8 protein-coding genes and 1 pseudogene are annotated in these 12164 nt (G+C 67.6%); 3 read left to right on the plus strand and 6 right to left on the minus strand.

Features of this window, described 5'->3' with window-relative positions:
* Together Q1V87_RS00810 and Q1V87_RS00815 are read right to left on the minus strand one after the other, a co-directional pair.
* A pseudogene (locus Q1V87_RS00810) lies at positions 1 to 396 on the minus strand (phosphate ABC transporter permease subunit PstC); the annotation flags it as partial.
* A 128-nt stretch (positions 397 to 524) separates the two neighbouring features.
* Positions 525 to 1628: a phosphate ABC transporter substrate-binding protein PstS gene (locus Q1V87_RS00815; RefSeq protein ID WP_300590443.1), complete on the minus strand. Its 1104-nt coding sequence runs from the start codon at positions 1626 to 1628 to the stop codon at positions 525 to 527.
* 176 nt (positions 1629 to 1804) lie between these two features.
* On the opposite strand from Q1V87_RS00815, the gene Q1V87_RS00820 reads away from it, so the two are divergent.
* Positions 1805 to 5839 carry a Pls/PosA family non-ribosomal peptide synthetase gene (locus Q1V87_RS00820; RefSeq protein WP_300590444.1) on the plus strand — a complete coding sequence of 1345 codons (4035 nt, stop codon included), beginning with the start codon at positions 1805 to 1807 and terminating at the stop codon, positions 5837 to 5839.
* Positions 5836 to 7203, plus strand: a complete 1368-nt coding sequence (locus Q1V87_RS00825) for a M1 family metallopeptidase (RefSeq protein WP_300590445.1) — start codon at positions 5836 to 5838, stop codon at positions 7201 to 7203. The genes Q1V87_RS00820 and Q1V87_RS00825 overlap by 4 nt, the downstream gene beginning before the upstream one ends.
* Here Q1V87_RS00825 and Q1V87_RS00830 read toward each other — a convergent pair.
* The 4 genes from Q1V87_RS00830 to Q1V87_RS00845 are packed head-to-tail and all read right to left on the minus strand — an operon-like array spanning position 7200 to position 11633.
* Positions 7200 to 7757 (minus strand): chemotaxis protein CheY, encoded by a 558-nt coding sequence (locus Q1V87_RS00830; RefSeq protein WP_300590446.1) that lies wholly within the window; start codon positions 7755 to 7757, stop codon positions 7200 to 7202. The two genes, Q1V87_RS00825 and Q1V87_RS00830, sit on opposite strands and share 4 nt — an antisense overlap.
* Positions 7754 to 8692, minus strand: a complete 939-nt coding sequence (locus Q1V87_RS00835; RefSeq protein WP_292709216.1) for an NUDIX hydrolase — start codon at positions 8690 to 8692, stop codon at positions 7754 to 7756. The genes Q1V87_RS00830 and Q1V87_RS00835 overlap by 4 nt, the downstream gene beginning before the upstream one ends.
* A 29-nt stretch (positions 8693 to 8721) precedes the next feature.
* Complete coding sequence (locus Q1V87_RS00840; RefSeq protein ID WP_292800943.1) at positions 8722 to 10887, minus strand: RNA degradosome polyphosphate kinase; 2166 nt, start codon at positions 10885 to 10887, stop codon at positions 8722 to 8724.
* 50 nt (positions 10888 to 10937) lie between these two features.
* The gene (locus tag Q1V87_RS00845; protein ID WP_292709182.1) at positions 10938 to 11633 is read right to left on the minus strand and encodes a response regulator transcription factor; all 696 of its coding nucleotides are present in this window, start codon (positions 11631 to 11633) and stop codon (positions 10938 to 10940) included.
* Positions 11634 to 11712: 79 nt separating this feature from the next.
* Here Q1V87_RS00845 and Q1V87_RS00850 point away from each other — a divergent pair, with 79 nt between their 5' ends.
* Complete coding sequence (locus Q1V87_RS00850; RefSeq protein ID WP_300590447.1) at positions 11713 to 12003, plus strand: hypothetical protein; 291 nt, start codon at positions 11713 to 11715, stop codon at positions 12001 to 12003.
* The last annotated feature ends 161 nt before the right edge of the window (positions 12004 to 12164 follow it).

Consider the following 12164-nt stretch of genomic DNA (forward strand, 5'->3'; position numbering starts at 1 on the left):
GCCGAACACGACCGAGGGGACAGCAGCGAGGAGGTCGATGATGTATCCGAGGACTGCTGCTGCGCGACGCGGGGCGTAGTGCGAGATGAACAGCGCGATGCCGATCGCGAGCGGCGCTGCCATGACGAGCGCGAGGATCGAAGACCAGATCGTGCCGAACACGAGCGGCCACGTGTACTCGAGGAAGGTTTTGCCCTTCAGGAGCGGGTTCTCGTCGGCGGGAGTCGTAAACGCCGGGATGCTCTCGATGACCAGGAAGATCGTGACAGCAGCGAGAACAGCCAGGATGATGATCCCCGCTCCGAGCGCGGTCCCCGAGAAGACGATGTCCCCGGGCCGTCTCTTGGCGTGGATTTTCGCCGAGGCTTCGGGTCCCGCGTCCGTGGTCGTCGCCATCCGTGTGTCCTTCGTGTCGAGTCCGGGTCAGGCTCAGCGAGAGCTCCGGTGAAACCGGCTCTCTCGCTCAGCCCGCCCCGTTCAGTACATCGTGAATGTACCGAACGGGGCGGCCGAGAGGGAGGTGATCAGCCGATCAGGGCGATCGCGGCGTTGACCTGCTCGCGCAGCGAGTCCGAGATCGGAGCCGAGCCGGCGTTCTCGGCCGCGGCATCCTGGCCCTCGGGGCTGGCGATGTAGGTGAAGTACGCGGCCACGAGCTCAGCGACGGTGGGGTCCTCGTACTCGACGCAGCCGATCTCGTAGCTCACGAGAGCGATCGGGTAGACGCCGGCCTCTTCGGTCGCGTAGTCGATGTCGAAGACGATGTCGCCCTCGGTGCGGCCTTCCTGCTCGGGCGAGGAGTCGACGATCATCGCCGCGGCCTCTGCCGAGTAGGGCACGAACTCGCCTCCGACGCCGACCGAAGCGGTGCCCAGGCCCGAGACCTGCGAAGCGTCGGCGTAGGTGATGGTGCCGTTGCCGTTCTTGGTCGCGTCGATGACACCCGAGGTGCCCTGAGCCGACTCGCCACCGGTGATCGGCCACTCGCCGTCGGGCTCGTAGGTCCAGACCGAGGGCGCCGCAGCCGACAGGTAGGAGGTGAAGGTCTCGGTCGTGCCGGAGTCGTCGGAGCGGTGCACGGGCGAGATCGCGAGGTCAGGAAGCTCGACGCCGTCGTTCAGGCTCGCAATAGCCGCGTCGTTCCAGTTGGTGATCGTGCCGGCGAAGATGCCCGCGATGACATCGGCGGTCAGGTTGAGCGACTCGACACCGTCGAGGTTGAACGCAACGGCGATGGGCGAGATGTAGACGGGGATCTCGACAATGCCGGCCGAGCCGCCGTCGGCGCACGCGGCGAAGGTGCTCTCGGCGATCTCGTCGATCTTGAATGCGCGGTCCGAGCCGATGAAGTTGCTCGCGCCGGCGATGAAGTTCTCGCGGCCCGTTCCCGAGCCGGTGGGCTCGTAGTTGACGGTCACGTCAGGGTTGGCGGTCTGGAAGTTGGCTACCCAGGCCTCCTGCGCGGCGGTCTGCGACGAAGCGCCGGTCGCGCCGATGGTGCCCGAAAGGGTCGACTCGGTGGGCTCGGTGGTCGAGCCGCCGTTCGACTCGTTGGAGGCGCAGCCAGCCAGCGCGAGGGTGGCTACGGCGGCGACAGCGCCCAGCTGGGCGAAGCGGGTGATCTTCACTGTGAATCCTTCACTGTGTCGGGGTTTGTGTGGCGGGCCCGGTGCAGGGCACTTACGTGACGGTAGACAGCGACTCTTAAGGGATCGGTTGGTAGAGGTGAACAGCAGGTAAACGGCCTCGGGCGGTCTGCAGTGTTCCCCCCACCCCGTACGACGCGCCCCGGTACCGTCGGATCGTGACTTTTGACCAGTCGGCCATCCTCGATCGGGTAGCTCATGCCGCCCCGCCGCGGACCCTCATCGACATCCTGCAAGAGACGGTGCGCCGCCATCCCGAGGCTTCAGCGATCGATGACGGCGCAGGACCCGCAGTGAGCTACCGGGAGCTCGCTGCCCGCGTCGCCCTCACCGCCTCGCGCCTCGTGGCAGCTGGCGTGCGGCACGGCGATCGTGTCGGCATCCGCATGACGTCGGGCACGAAAGAGCTCTACATCGCGATCCTCGGCGTCATGGCTGCCGGCGCCTCCTACGTTCCGGTCGACGCGGATGACACGGCAGAACGCGCCGCCCTCGTTTTCGGCGAAGCCGGGGTACGGGGGGTCATCACCGGCCGCGGGCTCTACGCACCGAATGTGCCGGACGCTGCTGATGGAGATGATGATGGAACCGGGATCGCCCCGTCCGACGTCACATCCGAAATCCCGACCATCGATGACTCCGCCTACGAGGATGCCGACGAAGACGAAGACCTGTTCGCCGGGGACGCTCCTGCGGGGCACACGCGAGCGCTCGACATCCTCGCCCAGCCCGCACCCGACGATGACGCGTGGATCATCTTCACCTCCGGCTCCACCGGAGTACCCAAGGGTGTTGCTGTCACACACCGGTGCGCGGCGGCGTTCGTGGATGCCGAGAGTCGCCTGTTTCTGCAGAACGAGCCCCTCGGCACCTCCGACCGGGTGCTGGCGGGGTTGTCGGTTGCGTTTGATGCCTCTTGTGAGGAGATGTGGCTCGCGTGGGCGCACGGCGCCTGCCTCGTCCCCGCGCCGCGCGCACTGGTTCGTTCGGGCGTCGACCTTGCGAACTGGCTTGCGCGCCAGGGAATCACGGTCATCTCCACGGTGCCGACCCTCGCCGCGATGTGGCCGAGTTCCACGATCGACAACGTCAGGCTGCTGATCTTCGGCGGAGAAGCCGTGCCGCCAGAGCTCGGCACGCGATTGGCCGCCGAGGGCCGCGAGGTCTGGAACACCTATGGTCCGACGGAGGCCACCGTCGTCTCGTGCGCCGCGCCGCTCGTGCCCGACGCCCCGGTCCGTATCGGGCTTCCGCTCGAGGGCTGGTCGCTTGCGGTGGTGGATGCCGAGGGCAACCGGGTCGCGGAGGGGGAGAGCGGGGAGCTCATCATCGGCGGTGTCGGGCTTGCTCGGTACCTCGATCCCGCGAAGGATGCCGAGAAGTACGCCCCCATGCCGACGCTGGGGTGGGATCGCGCGTATCGCTCTGGCGACCTCGTCCGATACGAACCCGAGGGTCTCGTCTTTCTCGGACGCGCCGACGATCAGGTCAAGATCGGCGGGCGGCGTATCGAACTCGGCGAGGTCGAAGCTGCCCTCCAGGATCTTCCCGGCGTCACCGCCGCGACTGCCGCGGTTCGCACGTCGGAGGCCGGCAACCCCGTTCTGGTCGGCTACATCGTCGTCGATGAGCCCGAGGCGTTTGATCGGGCAGCAGCGCGAGCGACTCTCGCAGACCGCCTGCCCGCCGGCATCATGCCCCTGTTCGCGGTGCTCCCCGACCTTCCGGCGCGTACCTCGGGGAAGGTCGATCGGGCGGCGCTCCCGTGGCCGGTTCCTGGGGCAGAGCAACCCGCCGCGGGGTTGTCTCAGAACGAGGTGTGGCTTGCTGAACAGTGGCAGGCGGTCCTCGGCGTCCCCGCTGAAGGCCGTGCGTCAGACTTCTTCGACCTCGGCGGCGGGTCGCTCGCGGCGGCACAGCTTGCGTCACGAGTGCGCGGGCGGCTTCCCGAGTTCACGGTCGCCGACATCTACGACATGCCGCGCCTCGGGGCGATGGCATCCCTGCTTCCACATGCGGATGCCGCCGCCGACGCGTCTGCCGCCGAGTACCACCGCGCCGTCCCGACGCCGGCCACGACACGGATCGCCCAGACCCTGCTCGGGGCGCCACTGTTCATCCTGTCGGGCATCCGATGGCTGCTGTACCTGCTGACTGCGAGCACGCTGTTGCAGCTCGGAGGTGGGTTCGCCTTCCTCCCGACCGTGCCGTGGTGGGTGCTCGTGATCGGCCTGCTCGTGTTCGCTACCCCGTTCGGTCGCATGGCGATCGCAGTGCTCGCTGCGCGAACCCTGCTCGCAGGGCTGGAACCGGGCGACTATCCGCGCGGCGGCGGCGTTCACCTGCGGCTCTGGCTTGCCGAACAGGTCGCCGACCAGATCGACGCTGTCGGGTACGTGGGAGCGCCGTGGGTCACCTACTACGCGCGGGCGCTCGGTGCCTCGATCGGCCGCGACGTCCATATGCACACGCTGCCGCCGGTGACCGGGATGCTGCAGGTCGGCGATAACGCGGCGATCGATCCCGAGGTCGATCTCAGTGGCACGTGGGTCGACGGCGACACCGTGCGCGTGGGCGGCATCCGGATCGATGCGGATGCGGTCATCGGGGCCCGCAGCACACTTGCTCCCGGCACCAAGATCGGTCGGCGTGCGCGGGTTGCCCCCGGTTCGGCGGTGTTCGGGCGGGTCAAGCCCGACCAGGCGTGGGCCGGCTCGCCCGCAGTGCGGGTCGGGGAACCTGCCGCCGATTGGCCCGCGGAACATGCGCCGGCTCCGCACCGGTGGCTGTGGGCCTATATCGCGTCCTCGCTGGCCTTGGCATTGCTGCCGATCGTCGCGTTCGCCGCCGGTGCCGGTGTCATGGCGCTTGCGATGCAGGACGCGCAGACTCTCGCGGAGGCGGCGCTCCTCGGCCTCGCGTGGCTCGTGCCCGGCATCCTGATCGCCGGTGTGGTCTTCGCCGGCACCGTCGTGATCGCCGTGCGGTTGCTCTCGCTCGGCCTTCGCGAGGGAACCCATCCCGTTCGCAGCCGGCTCGGGTGGCAGGTGTGGACGACCGAGCGACTTCTCGACTCGGCGCGCACCGTGCTGTTTCCCCTCTACTCAAGCCTGTTCACTCCCCTCTGGCTGCGGATGCTGGGCGCATCGGTCGGCCGCAACGTCGAGGCATCCACGGTGCTGCTGATCCCGTCGATGACCACGATTGACGATGGCGCGTTCCTTGCCGATGACACGATGGTCGCCTCGTACGAGCTCGGCGGCGGCTGGATGCGCGTCGACCACGTCAGGATCGGCAAGCGCGCGTTCGTCGGAAACTCCGGCATGGTGGCGCCCGGGCATCGAGTCCCGAAGGACGGACTGATCGCGGTGCTCTCCGCGGCTCCGGCGAAGGCGAAGGCGGGATCGTCCTGGCTCGGGTCCCCAGCCGTGCGTCTGCGACGCGTCGCCGCCAGCGTCGATGAGTCCCGCACCTACGAGCCGCCCGTCGCTTTGCGCATCGCGCGGAGCCTTTGGGAGCTCTCGCGAATCGTTCCCGTTTTTGTGACCGGGCTCATTGGTTTCGGGGTGCTCATGACCCTGGCAGCCCTCTGGACCAGCATCGGACCGTGGTGGACGGTGCTGCTCTCGGGAATTGTCATGCTCGCCGCCGGCGCGGTGGCAGCAGCCACCTCGACAGCCGCTAAGTGGATCCTCGTTGGGCCGATCCGCGCGGGCGAGCATCCACTGTGGTCGAGTTTCGTCTGGCGCACCGAGGTGGTCGACACCTTCACCGAGATGGTCGCTGCTCCCTGGTTCGCTCGCGCAGCATCCGGTACCCCCGCACTTGCCGTGTGGCTGCGCTCGCTCGGCGCCCGGGTCGGCCGCGGAGTCTGGTGCGAGACGTACTGGCTCCCCGAGCCGGATCTCGTGCACCTCGGCGACGGATCCACCGTCAATCGGGGATGCGTTGTGCAGACTCACCTGTTTCATGATCGGATCATGAGTATGGATGCCGTCACTCTCGAACCCGGTGCAACGCTCGGGCCGCACTCGGTCATCCTGCCCGCGGCCTCGATCGGTGCTCACGCGACCGTTGGTCCTGCCTCGCTGGTCATGCGGGGGGAAAGCGTGCCGGTCGGCTCGCGCTGGAGTGGGAATCCCATCGGCCCGTGGCGTGCGGTGAAGATCCGCGCGTATCAGGCGGCCCCGTGATCGACACCGGTCGCCGAGACGGCGTCGATCGGGAAGACGTCCCTGCTCACGACACCTATACGCCTCAGAGCGGCGACCTCTCGTTCGATGTCGAAGCATATGCGCTCGATCTGAGCTACCGCGTCCGCACCAACAGGCTTGAGGGACGCGCGACCCTCGGCATCCGGATTCTGGCTGCGACATCCTCGATCGCGCTCGATCTCGTCGGCCTTCGGGTCAGCCGGGTCCGCATGGAGGGGCAGCGACGGACCCCGCACACGCAGGGCCCGCGGAAGCTCCGCCTCACACTGCCGCGCACGATGCAGCCGGGGGAGTCCCTGACGCTGACGATTGAATACGCCGGCGCACCAACCCCCCGCCGTTCCCGCTGGGGGACGATCGGCTGGGAGGAGCTGACCGAGGGGTCCCTCGTCGCGTCGCAGCCGATCGGAGCCCCCACATGGTTTCCGTGTAACGATCGTCCCGACAACCGGGCGACGTACGGCATCCGGGTCACGACGGATGCCGAGTACACGGCTGTCGCCACCGGTGTGCTGCAGTCGCGCACCCGCTCGGGCGGTCAGGTCACCGCCGAGTACGCGATCGGTGTGCCCACGGCGACGTACCTCGTCGCCGTCTATGTGGGGCAGTTCGAATCGCACCGGCTCGATGAGCGCATCGTCGTTGCCTCACCGCCGTCCCTGCGCGCAGACGTGAAGCGGGCTCTGGATCCGCTGCCGCGCATGATGACAGCCTTCGAGGAGCGGTTCGGACCGTACCCGCAGGAGAGCTGCACAATCGTGGTGACGGCAGATCCGCTCGAAATCCCGCTCGAGGCGCAGGGCACCGCCGTCTTCGGCGCGAACCACCTCGACCCGGACTCGGAGCGCCTCGTCGCTCATGAGCTTGCCCACCAGTGGTTCGGCAACAGCGTCGGGGTGGCGCGGTGGCGCGACATCTGGCTCAACGAGGGATTCGCGTGCTACGCGGAGTGGCTCTGGTTCGAGGCAATGGGTGCAGACACCGCCGACGCCGCTGCCCGCCGGGCTCATGCGAGGCTCGCAGATCTCGCGCAGGATCTCGTCATCAGCGATCCCGGCGCCGATCTCATGTTCGATGACCGGCTCTACAAACGGGGGGCGCTGACGCTTCATGCCGTGCGCCTCACGATCGGGGAGGACCCGTTCTTCGATCTCCTGCGCGGCTGGTGCAGCGCGTACGTGAACGCGTGCGTCACGACCGAGGACTTCCGTCGCTTCGTCGACGACGCCGGCCACGACCTCGAGGCGCTCCTGGATGCCTGGCTGGATGCCGGCCCGCTGCCGCCGTTGCCGCCGCGACCGGATGCGTCCAAGCGACTCGCGAAGAAGAAGTCCGCGCGCTAACGGTCGGCAGGCTCGAGGCTGGCCAGCGCGGCGCTGACGAGAACTCCCGGGGGTCCGTCGAGGTCCCAGCCGAGGAGCGGGTGCGCGCGCCCCGGGACGCGGGCACGCCACGACGCGCCGGTCGTATCGTCGGAGCCGTCGGTGCCGGTCACATGCACGAGCGCCGGTTCGACGCGCAGCCCCCGCCGATCGGCCTTCAGCGCGGCCTCTACGCGCACCCAGTCGCGCGTCGTGGCAGGACCGGCGCCGAGCACACCCGTCAGGCCCGTCCGGTCTCGCCGGAGGTCGACCTCGGGTTCGGCATCCACTCCCACGGTCCCGGCACCAGCGGGCGCCAGAGCGACAACCGCCCACCCGGCGGCGTACGACACGCTCGCTGTCACCGCCACTCCCTCGACCTCGACGGGGCCGTGGTCAGCGCCGCACCGCGGGCATCGGTTCGAGATCCGGATGCCGGGCTGACCGATCAGTTCTCGCACGAGCCGCCACGCGACCTCGCGCCGGTGGTCGCGGTCAGTGACCGGGGCCCACCCGAGCCGGATCGGTTCGCTCACACCGAAGGCTGGTGCGTCTCGATCGCAACGATCCCTGAACCCGGATTGTCCGTCGACAGGTGCACGACCGAGAATCCGCCCGGGGACAGTCCTGATGCGTTGCCCAAGTGCGAGCCCATGAGCGACCCGGTCGCCATCGCGAGTTCCTGGATGATCTCAGGAAGCACGGGGCCGTGGCTGCACACCACCGCGGGCTTGCGGGAGCGGACCCGCGCTCCGACCACCGAGCGCGCGTCAGTCGCGCCCTCCTCCCAGGCGTCCTGGCTGATCAGCGGCGAATAGTCGACGCGGCGCCCGAGCGCCGCAGAGAGCGGGCCGACGGTCTTGGCGCACCGAACGGCGGGGCTCGAGACGATGCGGCGCGCGCCGAACGCGAGGAGCGGACCCACGAGTGCGTTCGCCTGCTTGCGCCCGCGGGGAGCCAGGGGGCGCGAGGCATCCGATCCGTCCCACTCATCGGCCGGTACTGCCTTGGCGTGGCGCAGCGCGATGATCGGGAAGGTGCGCAGCACATCCTTGTCGCGGATCTCGAGGAACTTGTCCAGGATCTCGACATCGACGGGGTAGCTGAGCTTCGCGCGGGCCTTCTTCGCCGAGACCCACTCGAGCGCAGCGATCTCTTTGTTCGGGACGAACGACGAGGCCTTGATCGCGGCATCCGTGGCCTCTGCCGCCCAGTAGTGCACGACCTTGTTGCGCTTGGAGGGCATGTGATAGGTCGACACACCCACAGGGACCCCGAGGGAGACACGGATGCCGGTCTCTTCGTGGATCTCGCGGACCGCGGTCTCGGCGAGGGTCTCGCCGGGATCGACCTTGCCCTTGGGGAGGGTCACGTCGCGGTATTGGGTGCGGTGGATCAGCAGGATGCGGAGCTTGCCCTCGACGAGGCGCCACAGCACGCCGCCGGCTGCGTAAACGATGTTCTCTGACATGGTGGGGTCCGGAACGGTGAGAGTATCGGTCATCGCGTGGCTCGCGCCCGCCGCCGGCTCTGCACATCGGCCATGGTTTGGTCCTGCAGATCGACGAGCTGGTTGCCCTGCTCGTCGAGGTGGTGACGCACCCACGTTCCGGTGGCATCGAGCCACCAGGAACTGGTCGCGCTGCTCATGGCGCGATCGAACAGGGTCATCAACTGCGCGAGATGAGCCGGTTCGCTCACCCGCACGAGCGCCTCGACCCGGCGGTCGAGGTTGCGGTGCATCATGTCGGCACTGCCGATGTAGATCTGCTCGTCGCCGCCGTTGTGGAACGCGAAGATTCGCGAGTGCTCGAGATATCTGCCGAGGATGCTGCGCACCGTGATGTTCTCGCTCAGTCCCGGCACTCCCGGCTTGATCGAGCAGATGCCGCGCACCCAGATCTCCACCGGCACACCGGCCTGACTCGCACGGTAGAGCGCGTCGATGATCTGCTCGTCGACCATCGAGTTGACCTTGATCCGGATGCGTGCGGGCTTGCCTTCGGCAGCATTGCGACGCTCGGCCTCGATGAGTCGCAGCAGCCCCTTGCGCAGGTGCAGCGGCGCAACCAGCAGGCGTTTGAATTTCTTCTCGATCGCGTAGCCCGACAGCTCGTTGAACAGGCGCGTGAGGTCCCGCCCGACCTGCTCATCGGCCGTGAACAGCCCATAGTCCTCGTAGATCCGGCTGGTCTTGGGGTTGTAGTTGCCGGTGCCGATGTGGCAGTAGCTGCGCAGCGTCCCCTCCTCTTCGCGGATGACCAGGGCCAGCTTGCAATGGGTCTTGAGGCCGACGAGGCCGTACACGACGTGGACGCCGGCCTTCTCGAGCTTGCGCGCCCACACGATGTTCGCGGCCTCATCGAAGCGGGCCTTCACCTCGACGAGCGCGAGCACCTGCTTGCCGGCCTCGGCAGCGTCGATGAGTGACTGGATGATGGGGCTGTCGCCTGAGGTGCGATACAGCGTCTGCTTGATCGCGAGCACCTGGGGGTCCTTGGCCGCCTGGTCGAGGAATGCCTGAACGCTCGTCGCGAACGATTCGTACGGATGGTGGACCAGGACATCCCCGGTGCGGATGGCGCTGAAGATGTCAGAGCGCTCGTTGTTGTCGCCCGGCTGGAACGCGATAGCGGTCGTGGGAAGGTGCGGTTTGTACTTGAGCTCGGGCCGGTTCAGGCGGCTCAGGCCGAATAGTCCCCGCAGGTCCAGCGGGCCGGGAATGCGGTACACCTCCTGCTCGGTGATATCGAGCTCGCTGATCAGCAGCTTCAGCGTCAGCTCGTCCATGTCCTCGGTCACCTCGAGGCGGATCGGAGGGCCGAACCGGCGCCGCATGAGTTCTGCCTCGAGAGCCTGGATGAGGTTCTCGGTCTCGTCCTCTTCGATGACCATGTCTTCGTTTCGCGTGAGGCGGAACGCGTGGTGGTCCAAGACCTCCATTCCCGGGAACAGATCGCCGAGGTGGTTCGCGATGAGGTCTTCGAGCGCGAGGTAGCGCACCCGCTCGCCCTCTCGCGAGATCTCGACGAATCGGGGCAGCATCGGCGGCACCTTGAGACGTGCGAACTCCTGACGACCCGTCCGCGCGTTGCGGATGCGGATCGCCAGGTTCAGGGAGAGGCCCGAGATGTAGGGGAAGGGGTGGGCTGGGTCCACAGCCAGCGGCATGAGAACGGGAAAGACCTGGTCGTGGAAGTAGTCAGACAGGCGGGAGCGCTCGTCATCGCCGAGCGAGGCGAACGAGACGAACTCGACTCCAGCCTCCGCAAGCGACGGCGCGACGAGGCGGCTCCACGCGTCGGCGTGGCGCAGCTGCAGTCGATGCGCCTCTTCCGAGATATCGGCGAGCGTGTCTTCGGGAGAGGTGCCGATGTTCGTGGGCACCGCGAGTCCGGTGACGATGCGGCGCTTGAGCCCAGCGACCCGGACCATGAAGAACTCGTCAAGGTTGCTCGCGAAGATCGCGAGGAAGTTCGCGCGTTCCAGCGGCGGCAGACCCGGATCCTCGGCCAACTCGAGGACGCGCTGATTGAACGCGAGCCAGCTCAGCTCACGATCCAGGAAGCGGTCAATGGGCAGGAGATCATCGGCTGCTGCCGCTGAGTCGAAGTCGTCGTCATCTTCGTCGCCGAGCCCGGTGTCGAGAACCTCGTGGTCGATCATGGGTCCATCCTGTCAGCGCTACGTGACTCCCGCGTGAACAGTTTTCGTCGTCAGGCGTCGGCGCGCTCCCGCGGCGGCGGGGCGTCATCCTCGTAGACGTTGAAGCGGTACCCGACGTTGCGCACGGTGCCGATGAGCTGCTCCAGGTCGCCGAGCTTGGCACGAAGGCGTCTGACGTGCACATCGACGGTTCGGGTTCCCCCGAAGTAGTCGTAGCCCCACACCTCGCTGAGCAGTTGTTCCCGGGTGAAGACCCGCGACGGGTGAGTGGCGAAGAAGTGGAGGAGCTGGAACTCCTTGTAGGTGAGATCGAGCGGGCGTCCATGCACCTTGGCCGAGTAGGACGACTCGTCGATCGTGATGCCCGAGGTCTGAATACGCGTGGAAACCTGTTCCTTCGCCATCCGGCCGATCGCCAGGCGCACCCGCGCATCGACTTCGGCCGGACCCGCCGTGACCAGGATGACGTCATCGACGCCCCAATCCGGCGAGACGGCGGTGAGGCCGCCCTCGGTCACGATGAGGATGAGCGGGACATCCAGCCCCGTCGTCCCGAGGATCTTGCACAGCGACTTCGCTCCCACGAGATCGGTGCGGGCATCCACGAAGACGATGTCGGCGCTGGGTGCGTTCACCAGCTGCGCGGGTTCTGCGGGGATCTGGCGAGTGCGATGACTCAGCAACTCGAGCGCGGGCAGAGCTGGCCCACCGCCTGGGGCGGAACTCAGAACCAATAGCTGTGCCACGCTGACATCCTCCCGGTGCCGGAGGCGCACCGCGCCCCTCAGTTTAGGGTGTCCTCCGCGGATAGGAGACAATGGGGCGATGGACCTGCCACCGCTTGCTCCACGCCGTGCCTTCGGCGGGATCGTCACTGTCTGGGTGGCCGCTGCGGTCGCCGGCACCATCATCGGCTTTTTTGTGCCTGCCGAGTGGCGGATCGCCTGGCTCGGCGTAGCTCTCGGGTTGTGTGTCGTGCTGGCCTTCGCGGTGCAGCTGGCCTATGGGCGGTCTCAGGCCTTCGTCGAGCGCGTCGCGCTGAGCACTCTGGGGGCGGCGGTCGTGCTCGGCGTGATCAGCCTCGGCTTCGGGCTCGCCTCGATCGTCCCGCAATGATCCTGAGCCGGGTGATCGCGGCGAATCCGGGATAGAGTGGGCCTATGGACCTGGTAGCGCTCGAACTCTTCTTCGTGGGCCTTCTTGCGCTCGCGTCGCTCGCGATCGTGTTCGTCTCGGGTGTCGTCGTGAAGAATCTGTACCGCGGCCAGCGCTGACGC

Source organism: Microbacterium sp. (assembly GCF_030149085.1).
Taxonomy (GTDB): domain Bacteria; phylum Actinomycetota; class Actinomycetes; order Actinomycetales; family Microbacteriaceae; genus Microbacterium.